At 71.7% G+C, this 18,163-nt stretch carries 19 protein-coding genes; 6 read left to right on the top strand and 13 right to left on the bottom strand.

The genetic code is table 11. The features are described from left to right. The first annotated feature begins 41 nt into the window (after window positions 1-41). The 4 genes from hisC (at window position 42) to R3F55_10320 (ending at window position 3,978) form a co-directional block, all read left to right on the top strand. Window positions 42-1,115 (top strand): histidinol-phosphate transaminase, encoded by a 1,074-nt coding sequence (gene hisC, locus R3F55_10335; protein ID MEZ5667811.1) that lies wholly within the window; start codon window positions 42-44, stop codon window positions 1,113-1,115. After that, complete coding sequence (locus R3F55_10330) at window positions 1,115-2,014, top strand: prephenate/arogenate dehydrogenase family protein (GenBank protein ID MEZ5667810.1); 900 nt, start codon at window positions 1,115-1,117, stop codon at window positions 2,012-2,014. The genes hisC and R3F55_10330 overlap by 1 nt, the downstream gene beginning before the upstream one ends. A 109-nt stretch (window positions 2,015-2,123) precedes the next feature. Then, entirely contained in the window at window positions 2,124-2,588 is a 465-nt protein-coding gene (locus R3F55_10325) for a nuclear transport factor 2 family protein (GenBank protein MEZ5667809.1), read from the top strand. Window positions 2,589-2,823: 235 nt separating this feature from the next. After that, window positions 2,824-3,978: a hypothetical protein gene (locus R3F55_10320; protein ID MEZ5667808.1), complete on the top strand. Its 1,155-nt coding sequence runs from the start codon at window positions 2,824-2,826 to the stop codon at window positions 3,976-3,978. 32 nt (window positions 3,979-4,010) lie between these two features. On the opposite strand, the gene R3F55_10315 is transcribed toward R3F55_10320, so the two are convergent. The 9 genes from R3F55_10315 to htpX form a co-directional block, all read right to left on the bottom strand. Further along, window positions 4,011-5,381, bottom strand: coding sequence for a glutamate--cysteine ligase (locus R3F55_10315; GenBank protein MEZ5667807.1), 1,371 nt, complete (start codon window positions 5,379-5,381; stop codon window positions 4,011-4,013). 29 nt (window positions 5,382-5,410) lie between these two features. Then, window positions 5,411-6,148 carry a 16S rRNA (uracil(1498)-N(3))-methyltransferase gene (locus R3F55_10310; protein MEZ5667806.1) on the bottom strand — a complete coding sequence of 246 codons (738 nt, stop codon included), beginning with the start codon at window positions 6,146-6,148 and terminating at the stop codon, window positions 5,411-5,413. A 512-nt stretch (window positions 6,149-6,660) separates the two neighbouring features. Next, the gene (locus tag R3F55_10305; GenBank protein MEZ5667805.1) at window positions 6,661-7,155 is read right to left on the bottom strand and encodes a hypothetical protein; all 495 of its coding nucleotides are present in this window, start codon (window positions 7,153-7,155) and stop codon (window positions 6,661-6,663) included. 72 nt (window positions 7,156-7,227) lie between these two features. Next, complete coding sequence (locus R3F55_10300; GenBank protein ID MEZ5667804.1) at window positions 7,228-7,782, bottom strand: hypothetical protein; 555 nt, start codon at window positions 7,780-7,782, stop codon at window positions 7,228-7,230. Then, a complete protein-coding gene (locus R3F55_10295; protein ID MEZ5667803.1) occupies window positions 7,737-8,174 on the bottom strand; it encodes a hypothetical protein in 438 nt (145 codons plus the stop codon). The genes R3F55_10300 and R3F55_10295 overlap by 46 nt, the downstream gene beginning before the upstream one ends. A 94-nt stretch (window positions 8,175-8,268) precedes the next feature. Next, window positions 8,269-9,939, bottom strand: coding sequence for a heparinase II/III family protein (locus R3F55_10290; protein ID MEZ5667802.1), 1,671 nt, complete (start codon window positions 9,937-9,939; stop codon window positions 8,269-8,271). Next, window positions 9,936-10,649, bottom strand: coding sequence for a ribulose-phosphate 3-epimerase (gene rpe, locus R3F55_10285; protein MEZ5667801.1), 714 nt, complete (start codon window positions 10,647-10,649; stop codon window positions 9,936-9,938). Before rpe ends, R3F55_10290 begins: the two co-directional genes overlap by 4 nt. Window positions 10,650-10,712: 63 nt before the next feature. Further along, the gene (locus R3F55_10280; GenBank protein MEZ5667800.1) at window positions 10,713-12,029 is read right to left on the bottom strand and encodes a transcription antitermination factor NusB; all 1,317 of its coding nucleotides are present in this window, start codon (window positions 12,027-12,029) and stop codon (window positions 10,713-10,715) included. Beyond that, complete coding sequence (gene htpX / locus R3F55_10275; protein MEZ5667799.1) at window positions 12,020-12,901, bottom strand: zinc metalloprotease HtpX; 882 nt, start codon at window positions 12,899-12,901, stop codon at window positions 12,020-12,022. The genes R3F55_10280 and htpX overlap by 10 nt, the downstream gene beginning before the upstream one ends. A 114-nt stretch (window positions 12,902-13,015) precedes the next feature. On the opposite strand from htpX, the gene R3F55_10270 reads away from it, so the two are divergent. After that, complete coding sequence (locus R3F55_10270) at window positions 13,016-13,183, top strand: DUF1674 domain-containing protein (protein MEZ5667798.1); 168 nt, start codon at window positions 13,016-13,018, stop codon at window positions 13,181-13,183. A gap of 111 nt (window positions 13,184-13,294) precedes the next feature. Here the strand turns inward: R3F55_10270 and R3F55_10265 are convergent, their stop codons facing one another. The 4 genes from R3F55_10265 to R3F55_10250 all read right to left on the bottom strand — a co-directional run bounded on the left by R3F55_10265 (window position 13,295) and on the right by R3F55_10250 (window position 17,166). Next, complete coding sequence (locus tag R3F55_10265) at window positions 13,295-15,031, bottom strand: stimulus-sensing domain-containing protein (GenBank protein MEZ5667797.1); 1,737 nt, start codon at window positions 15,029-15,031, stop codon at window positions 13,295-13,297. A gap of 48 nt (window positions 15,032-15,079) precedes the next feature. Beyond that, the gene (locus R3F55_10260) at window positions 15,080-15,778 is read right to left on the bottom strand and encodes a response regulator transcription factor (protein MEZ5667796.1); all 699 of its coding nucleotides are present in this window, start codon (window positions 15,776-15,778) and stop codon (window positions 15,080-15,082) included. A 295-nt stretch (window positions 15,779-16,073) separates the two neighbouring features. Further along, a complete protein-coding gene (locus R3F55_10255) occupies window positions 16,074-16,823 on the bottom strand; it encodes an SDR family oxidoreductase (GenBank protein ID MEZ5667795.1) in 750 nt (249 codons plus the stop codon). Window positions 16,824-16,836: 13 nt separating this feature from the next. Continuing rightward, complete coding sequence (locus tag R3F55_10250; protein MEZ5667794.1) at window positions 16,837-17,166, bottom strand: hypothetical protein; 330 nt, start codon at window positions 17,164-17,166, stop codon at window positions 16,837-16,839. Between the two features lie 82 nt (window positions 17,167-17,248). On the opposite strand from R3F55_10250, the gene R3F55_10245 reads away from it, so the two are divergent. After that, entirely contained in the window at window positions 17,249-18,163 is a 915-nt protein-coding gene (locus tag R3F55_10245) for a 2-dehydro-3-deoxygalactonokinase (GenBank protein ID MEZ5667793.1), read from the top strand.

Below are 18,163 nucleotides of genomic sequence, written 5' to 3'. Positions count from 1 at the left end.
CACGACGCGCCGCGGGCGGCTCCCGAGCCGCGCGCCGGATCATGGACATCGCGCCCTATGTGCCCGGCGCGCAGGGGGCGAAGGGCCAATCCGCGCCGGCACGGCTGGCCTCGAACGAGAACCCGCTCGGCTGCTCGCCGCAGGCGCGCGAGGCCTACCGGGCGCTGGCCGGCGACCTGCACCTCTATCCCGACGGCGGCGCGCTGGCGCTGCGCGAGGCGATCGCGGCGGCGCACGGGCTGGAAGCCGACCGCATCGTCTGCGGCACCGGCTCGGACGAGCTGATCGGCATGTTGACCCGCGCCTATGCCGGCCCGGGCGACCGGGTGGTCTACAGCCAGTACGGTTTCCTGATGTACCCGATCTCGGCACTGGCCGCCGGCGCCAGGCCGGTGGCGGTGCCGGAGGCGGACTTCACCGCCAGCGTCGACAACCTGATCGCCGGCTGCGCGCGCGGCGCCGCGATCGTGTTTCTCGCCAATCCGAACAATCCGACCGGCACCTGGCTGCCGTCGGCGGAGCTGCGCCGGCTGCGCGCCAGCCTGCCGCCGGACGTGCTGCTGGTGCTGGATTCGGCCTATGCCGAATACATGGATTCCGCGGTCTACGAGGCCGGCGCGCACCTGGTGCGCGACAGCGTCGGCGCCGGTGACAACGTTGTCATGCTGCGTACCTTCTCCAAGCTGCACGGGCTGGCGGCGCTGCGGCTCGGCTGGGCCTACTGTCCGCCGGCGGTGGCCGACGTGCTGAACCGCGTGCGCGGGCCGTTCAACGTCAGCGCGGCGGCCCAGGCCGCCGGCATCGCGGCGCTTTCCGACCGCGACTTCGCCGCCCGCTCGATCGCCCACAATGCCGAGTGGCGGCCCTGGCTGGCGGACGGGCTGCGCGCCCTCGGCCTGCAGGTGCCGGGCGACGCCGGCAATTTCGTGCTGGCCCGTTTCCCGTCGCGGCTCGGCAAGTCGGCCGCCGAGGTCAACGCCTGGCTTGCCGCCCGCGGCATTCTGGTCCGCCCGGTGGTGCCCTACGGCCTGTCGGATGCGCTGCGCATCACCGTCGGCCTGGTCGAACAGAACCGGGCCGTGGTCGACGCCATCCGCGCCTGTCTCGAAGCCTGATGGCCGGCGCCGCACCGCCGCTGTTCCGCCGGGCGGCGATCGTCGGACTCGGCCTGATCGGAGGCTCGCTGGCGCTGCGCCTGAAGCGCGACGGCACGGTCGGCGCCATTGTCGGCTGCGCCCGTTCGCAGCGCACCCTCGACGTGGCCCGCGGCCGCCGCATGCTCGACGACGGTACCACAGATCCCGCCGCGGCGGTCGCGGATGCCGATCTGGTCGTCCTGTGCACGCCGCTCGGCAGCTACAAGGCGCTGGCGGCGGCCATCGGGCCGCATCTCGCGCCGGGCGCCGTGGTCACCGACGTCGGCTCGGTCAAGGCCTCCGTACTGGCCGACGTGGCACCGCACCTGCCCGCCGGCGTCGCCCTCGTGCCCGGCCATCCGGTCGCAGGCACCGAGAACTCGGGGCCGGAGGCCGGCTTCCCGGAGCTGTTCGAGCGCCACCGCTGCATCCTGACACCGCCGCCCGATGCCGACCCGGCCGCGGTCGCGGCGGTGCAGGCACTGTGGGAACGCTGCGGCGCCACCGTGGACATCATGGACGCCGCCCACCACGACATCGTGCTGGCGCTGACCTCGCACCTGCCGCACGTCATCGCCTACACCATCGTCGGCACCGCGACCGAGCTGGAGCAGGACCTGCAGTCGGAAGTGGTGAAGTTCTCCGCCGGCGGCTTCCGCGATTTCACCCGCATCGCCGCCTCCGACCCGACCATGTGGCGCGACATCTTCCTGGCCAACCGCGAGGCGGTGCTGGAGGTGATCAGCCGGTTCGACGAGGACCTGACCCGGCTGAAGCGCGCCATCCGCCGCGGCGACGGCGAGGCGCTCTACGAGCTGTTCGAGCGCACCCGGCAGATCCGCCGGTCGATCCTGGCGGCCAACCCGAAGGTGCCCTGACCGGCACGGGCGGCGTCCCGTCTCGTCGCAATTTCCGCAGGGCCCGCATCCGTTCGGGACGTCGTTGCCGTAGCTCTCGGAGCACGACGTTCCAGAGGAGGACATTCGGATGAGGCACCTGCCCATGTTGGCGGCATCGGCCGTTCTGGCCGCTCACGTCGCCGGCCCCGCCGCCGCTGCGGACAACATCGCAACGGTCACCGCAATCTATGCCGCCTTCGGGGCCGGCGATGTGCCGGCGATCCTGGCCGAGCTCGCGGACGACGTCGAATGGGACTACGGCCATGAGGGCACGGCGGTCCCGATCCTGGTGCCGCGGCACGGGCCCGCCGAGGTGGCCGCGTTCTTCGAGAGCCTTGCCGGCGTGGAGTTCCGCAAGTTCGCGATCCTGAACATGCTCGAAGGCGGCGACCAGGTTGCGGTGGTCGTCGACTTCGACCTCGTCGTGCGCGCGACCGGGCGCGCGGTCGCCGACCAGGAGATGCACCTGTGGACCTTTGGCGCGGACGGCAAGGTGACGCACTTCCGCCACTTCGTCGATACCGAGGCGTTCGCGGCCGCCTTCGCCGACTGACATCCGCAATGCGCGGCCGGCTATACATCCGGCCCATAGGCGCGCACGCATGGATTGACGTCTGCCTTGCGCGGCGGCGCGCCCGCCTGGCGATCCCGGCGGCGAACGCGGCCGCGGACCAGTCGCACCCCCTGTGCGCGACGATGCGCATGGGCTAGGTTTCATTCGTCGCCTTGAACGTCTGTCGGCAGCATCGGTCTCCCGTCGCCCGACTTGCTGCCGGAAAGGCCGTCACGTGCAGCGCCTGCTCGCCCTCTTCATAGTCGCTCTTGCCGGGCATGCGGCCGCGCCGTGCGCCGTTGCCGCGGCAGGCGCGCTTCCTGAGGGATTCTACTTGTCGCTCGACGACGCCGCGCTCGTCGACCAGGGCGTGTTGTCGCGTGTGTGGGAGTATGTGGAGGTCCGGGCGACCGGCGATGATCGGCAGGAACTCGAGGTCGGCTTTGTCGGCGGCCGAATCGATCCGATCGGCCAACTGGAGACCGCCGCGAGCCAAGCCGCTTCGACAATGCTCCGGCCATCGGAATTTGGCCGGTTCGATCTGGCGCAGGGGCGGCGGGTCGCTCTGGTTGGCGCCCTGACGGTTGGCGAGACGCAGCTGGCATGGTCGTCGTCGGCGTTCGTGCCGACCCCGCACTTGCCCGGCAGGATGACGATCGACACGGACCCGCGGCCGAGTCCGTTCCTGCTGGCGACCGCCGCGGGCGCCCCCGCCACGCTTGCATATGCCATGGACGGCGACACCCTGAGCGTGGCCGGACCGGGCGGCCGCAGCCACGCGTATCTGCGGATCGATCCGACCGAACACTGGCTCGCCGGCGCCATCGGCGAGGACGTCGTCGGCGCCGTCTTCACCAACCCGCGCTGTCTGCGTTCGCTCGCCGCCGATGTCGCGGCGCGGGATCCGCATGCGTTGTCCGCCGAGACGTTGCAGGCGACACAGGCGAGAATCGAGGCAACCGGCGGCTCTATCGCTCTCTGGCACGACATCGCCCGGCGTGGCCCGGCCGACGTGCTTTTTGCCTATCTCGCGGCCCAGATCGAAGGCCGGATTCGGGCGGCGCGGTTCCTGCAGGCCGAGATCGACCGTGCCGACGGCCTGGAACAGATGTTCGCGCGCTATGCCGACACCTACGCCGTGCTCGACCCGGTCCAGGAGCACATCGTCTGGGTGATGGACAGGTTGCACTACTACGATTTCGAGCCGGACCCGGCCAGACCGCCGCGGATACACGACGCGCTGGCCGCCCTGGCCGCGCGCGCGGCCCTGGACCCGTGGTCGTTGACCGGCATCGGCGCGGCCGAGGAACTGGCCCCGGATGGCTGGGTCGCGCAGATACGGATGGCGCTGGCGGTGGAAACGGAGCGGCGCTGCGGGGAAGGGGGCTGACGGTCCAACGCAAGGCAGCCCGGGCGCGCCCCTCAGTAGGCGTATTCCTTGAACAGCGGATCGACGCTGCCGCCCCAGCGGGTGCGATAGGCCTCCAGCTTGCGTTCGGCCGGGCACAGGCCGCTCTCGACGATGTCGCGCAGCGGCTCCAGGAACACGCTCTCGTCGCGGCCGAAGCCGTCGCGCCGTGCCCGGGCGTTGAGGCCGGCGGTGCTGATCTCCAGCATATCGTGCGCCAGCTCGCGCACGGTGCGGGTGCGGAACAGGGCGCGCAATCCCCTGGCCGGCACCGCGTCGCGCAGCGCCTGGCGCTCTTCGGCGGTCCAGTCCTTGACCATGTCCCAGGCCGCGTCCAGCGACGCGCCGTGGTAGAGCAGACCGACCCACAGCGCCGGCAGCGCGCACAACCGGCGCCAAGGGCCGCCGTCGGCGCCCCGCATTTCCAGGAACTTCTTCAGCCGCACCTCGGGGAAGATCGTCGTCAGGTGGTTCGACCAGTCGCCGAGGGTCGGCCGCTCGCCGGGCAGGCCGGGCAGCCGGCCGTCGAGGAAGTCGCGGAACGACTGGCCGGAGACGTCGATGTAGCGGCCGTCGCGGTAGACGAAATACATCGGCACGTCGAGCGCGTAGTCGGCATAGGCCTCGAAGCCGAAGCCGGCGTCGAACACCCAGGGCAGCATGCCGGTGCGGTCCGGGTCGGTATCGGTCCAGATCTGGCTGCGGTAGCTGAGGAAGCCGTTGGGCTGGCCCTCGGTGAAGGGCGAATTGGCGAACAGCGCGGTGGCGATCGGCTGCAGCGCCAGGCCGACGCGGAACTTGCGCACCATGTCCGCCTCCGACCCGTAGTCCAGGTTCACCTGGACCGTACAGGTACGCAGCATCATGTCGAGCCCGAGCGTGCCGCGCTTCGGCATGTAGTCGCGCATGATGGCGTAGCGGCCCTTCGGCATCCAGGGCATGTCCTCGCGCCGCACCTTCGGGTGGAAGCCCATGCCGATCATGGCGATGCCCAGCTTCTCGCCGACCTGGCGGACCTGGTCGAGGTGGGTGTGCACCTCCTGGCAGGTGTCCTGGATGTTGCGCAGCGGCGCGCCGGACAGCTCGATCTGGCCGCCGGGTTCCAGCGAGACCGAGCAGCCGTCGGCGCCGACCAGCGCGATGACGTTTTCGCCCTCGTAGGCCGGGGTCCAGCCCGGGAACTGCAGCAGGCCCTCCAGCAGCGCGCGCACGCCGCGCGGCCCGTCATAGGGCAGCGGCTTCAGGTCGTCGACCGTGAAGGCGAATTTCTCGTGCTCCGTGCCGATGCGCCAGGCGTCGGCCGGCTTGTTGCCGGCCTCGAAATAGGCGACGAGGTCGCGACGGTCGGTCACCACGGCGGTGTCGGTCTGGGGTACCGCTGTCATCCGGATAGCGCTCCGCTTCGAAGGCCGGTTCAGGTGCCGCTGGACCGCCAGTCGCCGCACGCTGCCTGCCAGCAGGCAAGCGCCGCGATGGCCGCGGTTTCGGCGCGCAGGATGCGCGGCCCGAGGTCGATCGCGGTAACAATGGGCAGGCGCCTCAGCAGGTCAAGCTCCGATGCGGCGAAGCCGCCCTCCGGCCCGACCAGGATCGCCGCGGCGCCCGCGCCGGCGGCGCGGAAGGCGTCCAGCGCCGGCGCGCCGCCATGGGTTTCGTCGGCGACGAACAGGCGTCGGCCTTCGCGTTCCAACGGCTCCAGCGCATCGCGCAGCCGCACCGGCGCGCTCACCGGCGGCACGCACAGCCGGCCAGACTGCTCGGCCGCTTCGCGTGCGACTTCCGCCAGCCGGGCGACGTTGACCCGGTCGGTGATGCTGTGGTCGGTCAGCACCGGGCACAGTGCGCCGACGCCGAGTTCGGTCGCCTTCTCGACCAGGAAGTCGATGCGCGCCTTCTTCAGCGGGGCGAACAGCAAGGCGAGGTCGGGCACCGCGACCTGCGCGGCGACCCGGTTTTCCACCGCGATCGCCGCCGCCTTCTTGCCCAGCGCCGCGATGCGGCCGCGCCAGCCGCCGTCGTGTCCGTTGAACAGCTCGACGGGCGCACCGGGGCCGAGCCGCAGCACCGTGCGCAGATAGTGCACGTCGTCGGTCTCGACGACGGCGCCGGCAGCGAGCGCGCCGGTGACGTAGAGGCGGGGAATCGTCGGCAAGGGTCGGTTGCGGGTCTAGCCGGTGTAGAAATGCTCGCGCGGCTCGCTCTCGTCCTCGAGGTCGCGGATCGCCGCCTCGATGTCGTCGACCGCACCGCGCAGCATGGCGATCAGCGCCTGTCGGTCGGCGGTGAAGGGCAGGTCCGACAGCAGCTTGTCGACCCGGCCGCGCGCGCCATGCCTTGTGCCGCACCCACTCCGGCAGCAGGATCTCCGGCGGGTCGACCACGCGCAGGTCGTCCAGCCGCGACTGGTCCGGCAGCCCGATCTCCAGCGGCACATAGCCGTTGACCAGGCTGATCCGCTCGGCCGGTTCCTCCAGCGCGCCGCCGCGGTGCACCACCATGTTGCCCTGCATGACGATGCCCCAGCCGGCGGCCGGCAGCTCCGGCGCAACCACCCGGTCGGCGGGGTAGTCGGCTCTTGCCGGCGCGAAAGTTCGGCCGCCTCCGCCTTGGTGCCGACGAAATACTGGAACCGCCTGCCGCGGAAGGTCTTCGGGTCCGTCACCATCACCTGGGGCGAAGTCGATCTGCAGCGTGTCGTGGTGCCAGCGGTCGATCGGCCGGCCCAGCGTCTCCGGCGCGTAGTTGATGGGCCCCACTGGCTCGGCATCGTGTGGCGACGAAGGGCACTCCAGGATGTCGGCCATGAAGGCGGTACCTTCGGGCAGCCGCAGAAGTCGCGCAGGAAGCGCGAGCGATAGACGCTCTGGCGCACGAGCGCTCGATCCGCACGGCGCCGCGGGCGAACGGTGCCAGCCGCCGGCAGATGTCCAGCACCACCGCGGCGCCTTCCTCGGACAGCAGGCGGAACGGCCCGCTTATCGCCACCGCGCTCGGGCAGAGGGCGATCTCCTCCGCGCCGTAGCCGAGGTCGGCGAGGCCGACCTTGTGCGTCGGCGGCTCCAGCGCCAGGTGCACGGCCGGGTCGTAGACCGGCTCGTCGTCCAGCTCCGGCAGGCTTGCCGGCAGGGCGGCCGGGAACGGCAGGGGAATGTTCTGCACCGAACGGCTCCTTTCGGCGGATTCGGGACTGTCAGCCGGCGTACCAGACCTCGCCGGCCGGGGCATCGGAGGTCAGGTCGGCGATGGCGTCCTCGACGTCGGCCATGGCCGCGCGCAGCACGGCCACCAGCCTGGCGCGATCGTCGGTATAGGGCATGCCGGCGATGGCGGCGTCCAGCTTGGCCCGGGCGAGCCACGCCTTGTGCCGTGCCCATTCGGATAGACCACGTGCGGCGGGTCCCACACGGTCAGGTCGGACAGCCGCGACGGGTCCGGCTTGCTGATGTCGCGGGCGACATAGCCGTTGATGAAGGTGATCCGTTCCGCCGGCTTCTCCAGCCGCCCGCCGCGGTGCACCACCATGTTGCCCTGCTGCAGCACCGCCCACCCGGCGCCGGGGAAGTGCGGGCTGACCACGCGGTCGGCCGGCGGCTCCCGGCCTTCGGCAGCCAGCGCGGCCGCCTCGGCCTTGGTGCCCATGAAATACTGGAAGCGTCCGCCGGCGAACGAGGCCGGGTCGTTGACCATCAGCACGTAGTCGAAGCCGAGGGTGTCGTGGTGCCAGCGATCGACTGCGCGGTTCAGGTCGGCGGGCGCATAGTTGATGTGCCCCAGCTGCGCCGGCATGGTGCGGCGCCAGCGGCGTCAGGAACAGTCGAGACGAAGCCGGTGACCTCCGGTTGAGGCAGAGGGCCGCGGATGAAGCGCGAGCGGTGGGCACCGCCGCGCACCATCCGGGCGATGCGGCGCCCCTCGGTCGCGTCGCGCTCCAGGCGGCGGCAGATGCGCTGCAGCACCGCGACGCCCTCCTCGGACAGGATGCGGCAGGCGCCGGTCACCGCCACCGGGCTGGCGCAGCGGGCGATCTCGGCCTCGCTGTAGCCGAGCGCACTGAGCGGCACAACGGTGTCCGACGCTTCCAGCGCAAGATGACGGCGCGGGTCGAAGTCCTCGTCGTCCTCGATCGGCGCGAAGCCGTCCGGCCTGTCGTGGGGAAAGTCGAGGGGATTGGCTAGCATCGCACGCCCCTGCGGAATGCCGAATATCGAACCTGAACGCCGACCGCGCCAGTCCGTCAATCGCAAATTGCAAGGGTGGCGCGGGACGCGCCGGTCAGGCCAGCCGTTGCAGGGCCCAGCGCACCCGCGCGCCGTCCGAACCGGTCATGCCGGTGACCACGATCTGCTCGTTGCGCTGCACGGTCTCGCCGTCTGCCACGTAGATCGAGGCGGCCAGCCGGGCCTGGCCGCCGGCGACGCGGAAGCGCCAGCCCGACTTGTCCGGCAGGCGGATCAGCACGGTGGCCTGGTCCTGCGCCAGGGTGGCGCGGATGCGCGGGTGCATGTGGAAACGCAGCGCGTAGCCGCGGCGCTCCTGCGCCTTGGCATCGACCGGCGCCAACACGTCCTCGCCGCGCCAGTCCTGGCCGTCGGCGGCACAGTAGATCGAGCGCTTGTGCACCAGGCCGAAGCGCGGCGCATAGCCGGCGCTCGACGCTTCCAGCAGCCAGGCGCCATCGTGCTCGGTCAGGGTCGGCTGGGCATCGCCGCCGCCGCGGGTGTCGGCATTGGTGTCGGCAACGGTCAGCGTCGAGTGGGCGGCGGTGGCCCGCACGGCGCTGCGCCATGCGTCGCCGGCATTGGCCATGGCGCCGCAGTTGACGAACACGCGCTGGTGGCCGACCGACAGCTCGATGGCCAGCGGCGCGGCGTGCTCGCCGGTCTGGCCGCAGTCCATCAGCAGCAGCGCATTGCCGACCGCGATCCGGGCATAGCCGCAGTGGCGGGCGACCGTCGGGCTGGCGCCGGTGGCGCCGGACCGGTCGAGGGCGAGGTCGATGGTGCCGGAGCGGCCTTCGTGCGAGCCCTGGAACAGGGCCAGCCGGCCATCGCCGTGGCGCAGCATGCGCAGGATCGGCGCGGCCTTGTCCAATGCGTGCTGCAGCCAGCCGGGCACACCCAGCACGGCGTCGGCAAGCGCGGCGCGGGCCGCTGCCAGATGGCAGACCAGGGCGAACTGGTCGGTCGGCGAGCGGCTGACGTGGCCGCCGTCGGGGTGCAGCTGCACTTCCAGCGCCGCCGCCAGCCAGCGCTGCAGCCGCGCCGCCGCGGCGGGCGTGGTCTGGGCGGCAATGGTCTTGCCGGGGGCAAGCGCAATGGCGGCGACAATGCCGTGGCAAAGGGCGCCGAGCTGCGGCTGGCCGTCGATGTCGGCGGCGCCGGTGCGGCACAGAAAGCGCAGCTGCCGCCGGGCGGACAGGATCAACGCCGCCCGGATCGCATCGGCGGCTGCCGCGTCCGGCGCGCCGGCGGCGATCAGGTCCAGGTGGGCCGCCCAGCCGGCCAGGCGATGGGCCAGCAGGTCGCTGCGCCAGGCGAGCGGGTGCCAGCGGCCATAGCGGTCCAGCCAGCCGCGGGTGGCGGCATAGGCCATCGCCCGCGCCTCGGCGGTGTCGGCTGCGTCGAGGTCGCGCAGCCAGTCGAACGCGTGGGCGTGCGGCAGCACGTCCGACGCCAGCTCGAACAGCGCGTCGGCGTCGGCGCCCCAGGCGCCGATGAAGGTCGCGCCCTGGGCCGGGTCGCCCGGCCAGATGTCGCGGATGCCGAGCCAGGGCGGACGGCCGTGCGCCTTGTCGCCCCAGTGTTCGACCGGCAGCAGGTCGAGCAGACGGGCGGCCAGCGGGCGCAGGCGCAGCCGCCGCTGGCGGGCCTGGGCGCCGAGCATGCCGAAGGCCTGGCTGTCGCGCCAGCGCTCGACCCGGCCGAAGATGTCGATCTGGGTCACGGCACCACGGCCGCGAGCTGGCCCGTCGCCGAGGCCGGCGCCCGCAGGGCCGCGATGTTCTGGGCATAGCGCTCGGCCCCGCCGGCAAAGGCGGCGGAGCCGGCAACGAGGACGTCGGCGCCGGCGGCGACGGCAAGCGGCGCGGTCTCGGCATTGATGCCGCCGTCGACCTGCAGGGCCACCGGCCGCTGGCCGGCGTCGATCATCATGCGCACCTGGGCAATCTTGTCGATCATCGACGGAATGAAGCGCTGTCCGCCGAAACCCGGGTTGACCGTCATCACCAGCACCAGGTCGATGTCGTCCAGCACATGCTCCAGTGCCGCCACCGGCGTCGCCGGGTTCAAGGCGACCCCGGCCTTCTTGCCCAGCCGGCGGATCATCTGCAGCGTGCGGTGCAGGTGCGGCCCGGCTTCCGGATGCACCGTCAGCCCGTCGGCGCCGGCCTCGGCGAACGCCTCCAGATAGGGGTCGATCGGGCTGATCATCAGATGCACGTCGAACGGCTTGGCGCTGTAGGGACGCCGCGCGCGGATCACGGCCGGGCCGATCGTCAGGTTCGGCACGAAATGCCCGTCCATGACGTCGACATGGATCCAGTCGGCGCCGGCCTTGTCGATCGCGCGGACATCGTCGCCCAGCCGCGCGAAATCGGCCGAAAGGATCGACGGCGCGACACGCACGGGGGGCAGACGCGGCGACTCGTTCATGACGTTAAGTTGGTAACAGCTTTGGCCCGACAGCGGCAAGCCGGCGGGCGCCGCCCGCCGGGGTCAGGCGCGCCGCGTCAGCCGGGCGACGAAGAAGCCGTCGAGGTGGCCGCGATCCGGCCAGTGGCAGGGCAGGGTCATGACGTCGCCCGCCGGCGTGATCGCGGCCTCCAGGCCGGGCAGCTCGGCCGGTGCGACCGCGTCGCGCGCCAGCGCCGGGTTGCGGGCGAGCAGGGCGTCGATGCGCTGCCAGCCCTCCTCTGGCTGCAGGCTGCAGACGGCATAGACCAGCCGGCCGCCGGGCGGCAGCAGCGCGGCGGCGCGGTCGAGCAGCCGGTCCTGGGCGGGCACTGCGCGGCGGATGTCGTCGGCCGACTTCAGCCGGGCGATGTCGGGGTGCCGGCGCAGCGTGCCGGTCGCCGAGCACGGCGCGTCCAGCAGCACGAACCGCGGCGCGGCGTCGGGCGTGAAGGCGGCGGCGTCGCCGACCTCGACGCGCGCGGCAAGGCCGAGCCGCTGCAGGTTGGCGCGCAGCATGTCGGCCCGGCGCGGGTCGCGCTCGACCGCCGTCACCGTCGCGCCCATGGCTGCCAGCTGGGCTGTCTTGCCGCCCGGCGCGGCGCACATGTCAAGCGCCGCGGCCCCCGGCGGCGGGGCCAGCAGGCGCGCCGGCAGCGCCGCGGCGGCGTCCTGCACCCACCAGCCGCCCGCATCGTAACCGTCCAGCGCGGTCACGTCGCCGGCGTGGCTGAGCCGGACGGTGCCGGTCGGCAGCACGGCGCCGCCCAGCCGCTCGGCCCAGCCGTCCGCGTCGGCCGCGACCGTGAGGTCGAGCGGCGGTTCCTCGAGATGGGCCCGTGCGATGTCCAGCGCCGCCTGTGAGCCGTGCGCCGCGGCCCAGCTCTCCAGCAGCCAGGGCGGCGCGTTCAGCCGGGCCGCCTGGTCGGGGGCGAGAAGCGGCGCCGCATGGACGCGGCGCAGCACGGCGTTGGCGAGTCCGGCCAGCGCGGGATGGCCGACGCGCCGCATCAACCGCACCGCCTGGTCGATCGCCGCGTGCGGCGGTGGGTCCAGGAACTTGAGCTGGACCGTCACCAGCCGCAGCACCTGGTGCGCGATCGCGGCCTTGTCCGGCAGCGGGCGGCGCAGGAACTGGTCGAGCAGCTGGTCGACCTCGCCCAGCCGGCGCAGCGCGGCCGTCGTCATCAGCCGGGCGAAGGCGCGGTCGCGGCGGCTCAGCCGCGCGAGCGCGGCGTCGGCATCGGACCAGGCCTGGTCGAACGGCTTGCCGGCGTCGAGCACCGCATCGAGCACCTGCGCCGCGACCAGACGGGCGAGCGTCGGATCGTCGGCCCGCTGCGTCGCGGGGGTCAGCCCCACGGGCCGCGCCGGCGGGTGCTGCCGCCGGCCGCCATTTCCTGTAGCCGCCGGATCCGGTTCTCGGTCGACGGGTGGGTCGAGAACAGGCTGTCCATGCTGCGCATGTGCAACGGGTTGACGATGAACATGTGGGCCGTCGCCGGATTCCGTTCCGCCGCGATGTTGTCGATGGTCTGGGCGCCACGATGCAGCTTTGCCAGTGCGTTGGCGAGCCAAAGCGGGTTGCCGCAGATCTCGGCGCCGATCCGGTCGGCCTCGTACTCGCGGCTGCGGCTGATGGCGAACTGCACCATCATCGCCGCGAATGGCGCCAGGATGGCGACCAGCAGCACGCCGAGCCCGCCCAGCGGGTTGTCGCGGGAATTGCCGCCGCCGAAGAACAGGCCGAAATTGGCCAGCATCGAGATCGCGCCGGCCACGGTGGCGGTCACCGTCATCGTCAGCGTGTCGCGGCTTTTCACGTGCGCCATCTCGTGCGCCATCACGCCGGCGACTTCCTGCGCGTTCAGGTTGCGCAGCAGCCCGGTGGTGGCGGCGACCGCCGCGTTCTGCGGGTTGCGGCCGGTGGCGAAGGCGTTCGGCTGCGGGTTGTCGATGAGGTAGACCTTCGGCATCGGCAGGTCGGCGCGACGGGCGAGCTCGGCCACGATGTCGTGGAATTCCGGGGCGGAGTCCCGCGTCACCGGCCGTGCGTTGAACCGGCGCAGCACGATGCCGTCGGCATTCCAGTAGGCGAAGCCGTTCATCGCCACCGCCACCACCAGCGCGATGATCGCGCCGCCGGTGCCGCCGATCAGATAGCCGACGCCGAGGAACAGGGCGGTCAGCCCGGCGAGCAGGACTACGGTGCGCAGGTAGTTGGTGCCGAGCACGGCGTGCGGTCTCCCAGCAAGGACCCGGTCGCGCCGGGCGCGCAGAATCTGTGGTGATTGCAGGCCGGCCGGTCAAGGCTTGGCGGGCGGCTGCCTGGGCCACATATTAGTCGGATGAACGCGCCGAAGCCGAAGGAGTTCGCCGTCGATCCGCCTGCCGCCGATGCGGGTGAAGCGGCAAGTGCGGCGGACGAGGGGCCGGCCGAGGTCGGCGGCCGCAACGGCCCCGATCCGACGCGCTATGGCGACTGGGAAGTCGACGGCCGCTGCGTCGATTTCTGAGGTCGGCGCCGCCGGCAGCAGCCCGCGTCCTCGCCGGCGCCGAGGGCACGCGCCGGTTGGAAGCGATCGACCGGTCTCCGATCGGATGAGCCCATCCGACCGGAGTTCGACCTAGGCGGCGAAGGGCAGCCAGACCACGAAGCGGGCGCCGAGCACCTTGCCGTCGGCAGCGATGCGGTTCTCGGCGGACAGCGTGCCGCCCTGCGCCTCGACGATCTGTTTGGAGATGTTCAGGCCGAGGCCCGAGTTGTTGCCGAAGTCGTCGCCGGCCGGCCGTTCCGAATAGAAGCGCTCGAAGATCTTCTCTTCCTTGCCGGGCGGGATGCCGGGGCCGACGTCGTCGACGAGTACCGTCAGCCCCTCGCTGTTGGTGGTGACGGTCAGCGCGATCTCGCCGTCGCGCGGGCTGAAGCTGATCGCATTGCCGATCAGGTTCTGCATCACCTGCATCATCCGGGTCTCGATCCCCGGCACCACCAGCGCCTCGCCGCGCGGCTTGCGCACCGTGAACACCAGCGGCTTGTCGCTCTCGGCGTCGTGCATGGCCCGATAGATCTCGGCCAGGCTGTCCAGCATCGTGCCGATGTCGACCGGCTCGGCCTGGGTGCGCGACAGCTCGGCGTCCAGCCGCGAGGCATCGGAGATGTCGGTGATCAGCCGGTCGAGCCGGCGCACGTCCTGCTCGATGATCGCCATCAGCCGCGCCTGCCGCTCCGGGTCCTTGACCCGGGTGACGGTCTCGACCGCGGACCGCAGGCTGGCCAGCGGGTTCTTGATCTCGTGCGCCACGTCGGCGGCGAAGCGCTCGATCGCGTCCATGCGGATGTAGAGCGCCTGGGTCATGTCGCGCAGGCTGCCGGACAGGTCGCCGATCTCGTCGCGGCGGTCGCGGAAGTCCGGGATCGCCACGTCGCGACCCTGGCCGTGGCGCACGCGCTCCGCGGCGGCGGCCAGGCGGCGCACCGGCCGGGCGATGGTGCCGGCCAGGTAGAACGACAGCATCACCGTCACCGCGATCGCCAGCGCGAAGATCTTCAGGATGTCGATGCGCACGCTGCGCAGGCTGGCCTCGATCTCGCTGCCGTCGCGCGACAGCAGCAGCACGCCCACCACCTTGCGCAGCGCGACCACGGGAATGGCGACGCTGAGCACGAGTTCGCCGGACGGGCGCACCCGCACCCGCTGCACCGGCTCGCCCTCGTAGGCCGCCATCACCTCGTCGTAGTCGAAGGCGAACTGGATCGGCGCTTCCTGGTAGACCGGCAGGTTGCGGTCATAGGGGATCAGGTCGAAGATCGCGTCATAGATGCGGAACAGGAAGCTGGAGATGTCGGCCTCGTCGATCGGCGGCAGCTCCTTGATCGAGACCACGCCGCCGGCGCCGACCAGCTGGCGGCTGTCGACGACCAGGTCGCCGCCGACCGAGAACAGGCGGGCGCGCAGTGTGTTGGGCGCGGCCAGGAACTCGGTCGGCCCGGCCAGGCGGCGGACGATCCGCGCGGCGATGTCGTCGATCAGGATCTGCTCGCCGATGCCGTCCGGCGCCACGGCGGATTCGCCGACTGCGCCGGCGAAGATCTCGCCCTGCACGGTCAGCGCATCCAGCTCCGCGTCGATCAGCCGCTGGCGATACTCGTCCATGTAGAGGATGGCGCCGACCAGCATCCCGAGCGGGATCAGGTTCAGCACCAGGATCCGGCGGGTCAGCGGCGACAGCCAGCGCCCGCGCCGGCGGCGCAGCTTGCGCTCGGCCGCACGGGCACGCGCGGTCCTGCCCGAGGTCGAGGCCGGAACGCCGGCGTCGTGCCGTGCGGGGCCGGTCAGGTGATCGCCGGTCTCCGCGGTCACGCCTTGCCGCGCGCGCTGCGCGCGCCCCTCGTCGCCGCGGGCCGGGCGTCAGCTCTCCTTGTAGCGATAGCCGATGCCGTACAGCGTTTCGATATGGGAGAAATCGTCGTCGACCTCGCGGAATTTCTTGCGCAGCCGCTTGATGTGGCTGTCGATGGTGCGGTCGTCGACATAGATGCTTTCGCCATAGGCCGCGTCCATCAGCTGGTTGCGGTTCTTGACGTGGCCCGGCCGCAGCGCCAGCGCCTGCAGCAGCAGGAACTCGGTCACCGTCAGGTTGACCGGGATGCCCTTCCACGTCGACAGGTGCCGCTCCGGATCCAGCACCAGGTCGCCGCGCACGATCATCGCCTTGTGCGACGACGAATCGCCCGCATTCTCCAGGTCGGCCCGGCGCAGCAGCGTGCGGATGCGCTCGATCAGCAGGCGCTGCGAGAACGGCTTGGTGATGTAGTCGTCGGCGCCCATGCGCAGGCCGAGCAGCTCGTCGACCTCGTCGTCCTTCGAGGTCAGGAAGATCACCGGCATGTGGGTGACCTTGCGCAGCCGGGTCAGCAATTCCATGCCGTCCATGCGCGGCATCTTGATGTCCAGGATCGCCAGGTCGGTCGGCTTGGCGGTCAGCCCGCGCAACGCTTCCTCGCCGTCGCTGTAGGTGCGGACGTCGAATCCCTCCGCCTCCAGCGCCATGGTCACCGATGTCAGGATATTGCGGTCGTCGTCGACCAGTGCAACCGAGTGTGGCACGTGGCAATGGCCTCCATAACTCACCGCACCGTTGCGGCGCGGCGTTCCCCTTGAGTCGCTGTGCAGCAGTAATCGCCGCGATTATGCACTTTTTTTGGCCGTTGTCTCAGGATCGCAGCAATTCGGCCCCCTTGGCCCGGATCGGGACGCGGTTTCGCCGCGCCGGCGCACGGCCAGCACTGGCGCATCCGCGGCGGCCGTGCCGTGGCATTCGCCACCGTGCCGGCCGCCGCGCCCTCAGGAAGTGGGGACACGGCCGCCGGTTTGCATCCCGTTGTCCCGGTTTCGGCCGCGGTCAGCGGCCGGCGGAGACGTCGATGGTGGTGGCGGAGACGTAGGAGGCCTGGTCCGACATCAGCCACAGCACGACGTCGGCGACCTCGTCGGCAGTGCCGGCGCGCCCGGCATAGGGCACCGCCTTGGCCGCGGTGTCGAAGGCGTTGCCCTTGCCGTAGATCTCGTGGATCTCGGTGTCGATCAGGCCGGGACGAACGGAGACGGCCCGGATGCCTTCCTGGCCGACCTCCTTGGCCAGGCCGATGGTGAAGGCGTCGAGCCCGCCCTTGGTGGCGGCATAGGGCGCCATGCCCGGCATGCCGCCGGTGCGCGCCGCGATCGACGAGATGTTGACGATGACCCCGCCGCCGCCGCCGCGCTTCGTCGACATCCGCTTGACCGCCTGCCCGGCCGCCAGGAAGCAGCCGGTCAGGTTGACTGCCCAGGTGCGGGCCAGGTCCTCGGCGGTCTGGTCCTCGATCCGCTTCAGCGCGCCGATGATGCCGGCATTGTTGACCAGCGCGTCGAGCCGGCCATAGGCGGCGTCGACCTCCTCGAACAGGCGTACGACGTCCGCGGGCTCGCCCATGTCGGCCTGGATCGTCTCGACCCGGCCGCCCTCGCTGCGGATCATCGCCGCGACGGCGTCTGCCTTGGCGGGGCTGCTGTTGTAGTTCAGCGCGACGGCCCAGCCGGCCTTCGCCGCCTTCTGCGCCACGGCGGCGCCGATGCCCCGGCTGCCGCCGGTGACCAGTACGACCTTCTGCATGCTGGAGTCCCTTTCAGTTCTGGTCCGGCGCCAGGCAGCCGCGGACGGCCGCAAGCACATCGGGGTGGGAATCGGCGACCGCGCCGAAGGACTCCGGCGTGAAGCCGGCGGCGGCGATGGTCTGCTTCTCTTCGTCGCTGAGCCCGACCATCGCGTCAACGGCGCAGGCACAGCCCAGTTCCGCCGCCCGCGGCACCGCCAGCACCTCCGCGTTGGCGCGGCAGGCAGCCAGCACGGCCTCATCCGCCGGTCCGGCCGATGCCGGCGCCAAGGCGGCCGCGGTCAGGACGGCGGCAAGCGGCAGGGCGGGGCGCGGGCAGGGGAAGCGGCGCGGCTGCGGCATTGCGCTCTCCTTGAGTCGGCGGGCGGTCGCTGCCATGTTCGGCGACATCCCGCCGGCTTGGCAAATGAACTGGTGACGCGGAATGACGGACCCGGCCGTGATCGGGCTCGACTGGGGCACGACGAACGCACGTGCCTATCTGATCGACCGGGATGGCAGCATCGTGGCAGAGACGGCCGCGCAGCCGCTGGGCATCATGCAGGTGGCGGATGGCGGCTATCCCGCTGCGTTGGCGCGGCTGCTGGATGCGTTGCCGATGGCGCCGCCGCCAGGGCTGCCGCTGGTGCTGTCGGGGATGGTCACCAGCCGGCAGGGCTGGGTCGAGACCGGCTATGTCGCCTGCCCGGCCGACTTCGCCGCGGTGGCGGCCGCGGCGGAGATCCGCTCCGTCGACGGCCGCACCCTGGTGTTCGCGCCCGGCGTGTCGTTTCACGACGAGGCCGGCGTGGCCGACGTGATGCGGGGCGAGGAACTGCAGATTCTGGGCGCGGTGGAGTCCGGCTGCCCGGCCCGCGTGTTCTGCCTGCCCGGCACCCACAGCAAGTGGGCCTGGGTCGCCGACGGCCGCATCGTCCGGTTCCGCACGGTGATGACCGGCGAGACGTTCGCGGCGCTGAGCGACCACACCATCCTCGGCCGGCTGATGGCCGACCGGGCCCATGACGCCGACGCGTTCCGGCACGGGGCGGATCGGGCGCGGCACGGCGGCTATGTGCTGCACGACATCTTCGGCGCACGGTCCGAGGCGCTGTTCGGGCGGCTGGCGCCGGATGCGATCGCGTCCTATCTCTCCGGCCTGCTGATCGGCCACGAGGTCGCCGCCATGGCCGGCGATCTGGACGGCGGCGAGGTGGTCGCCGTGGTGGGCGGCGCCGCGCTGGCGGAACGCTACTGCGCCGCCATGGCGGTCGCCGGTGTGGGCTGCCAACGCATCGACGACCCGGTGGTGACACGCGGCCAGGTGGCGCTGGCGCGCGCAGCAGGAGTCACAGGCTGA

Source organism: Alphaproteobacteria bacterium (assembly GCA_041396705.1).
Lineage (GTDB): Bacteria > Pseudomonadota > Alphaproteobacteria > CALKHQ01 > CALKHQ01 > CALKHQ01.
The sequence above is the reverse complement of the archived record's forward strand: the minus strand, read 5'-3'. Positions and strand labels throughout refer to the sequence as shown.

What these genes read in the sequence shown, in the direction of transcription:
- hisC (MEZ5667811.1), top strand. Translation starts at nt 42, where the DNA reads ATGGACATCGCGCCCTATGTGCCCGGCGCGCAGGGGGCGAAGGGCCAA.
- R3F55_10330 (MEZ5667810.1), top strand. Translation starts at nt 1,115, where the DNA reads ATGGCCGGCGCCGCACCGCCGCTGTTCCGCCGGGCGGCGATCGTCGGA.
- R3F55_10325 (MEZ5667809.1), top strand. Translation starts at nt 2,124, where the DNA reads ATGAGGCACCTGCCCATGTTGGCGGCATCGGCCGTTCTGGCCGCTCAC.
- R3F55_10315 (MEZ5667807.1), bottom strand. Translation starts at nt 5,381, where the DNA reads ATGACAGCGGTACCCCAGACCGACACCGCCGTGGTGACCGACCGTCGC.
- R3F55_10300 (MEZ5667804.1), bottom strand. Translation starts at nt 7,782, where the DNA reads ATGCCGGCGCAGCTGGGGCACATCAACTATGCGCCCGCCGACCTGAAC.
- R3F55_10295 (MEZ5667803.1), bottom strand. Translation starts at nt 8,174, where the DNA reads ATGCTAGCCAATCCCCTCGACTTTCCCCACGACAGGCCGGACGGCTTC.
- rpe (MEZ5667801.1), bottom strand. Translation starts at nt 10,649, where the DNA reads ATGAACGAGTCGCCGCGTCTGCCCCCCGTGCGTGTCGCGCCGTCGATC.
- R3F55_10270 (MEZ5667798.1), top strand. Translation starts at nt 13,016, where the DNA reads ATGAACGCGCCGAAGCCGAAGGAGTTCGCCGTCGATCCGCCTGCCGCC.
- R3F55_10255 (MEZ5667795.1), bottom strand. Translation starts at nt 16,823, where the DNA reads ATGCAGAAGGTCGTACTGGTCACCGGCGGCAGCCGGGGCATCGGCGCC.
- R3F55_10250 (MEZ5667794.1), bottom strand. Translation starts at nt 17,166, where the DNA reads ATGCCGCAGCCGCGCCGCTTCCCCTGCCCGCGCCCCGCCCTGCCGCTT.
- R3F55_10245 (MEZ5667793.1), top strand. Translation starts at nt 17,249, where the DNA reads ATGACGGACCCGGCCGTGATCGGGCTCGACTGGGGCACGACGAACGCA.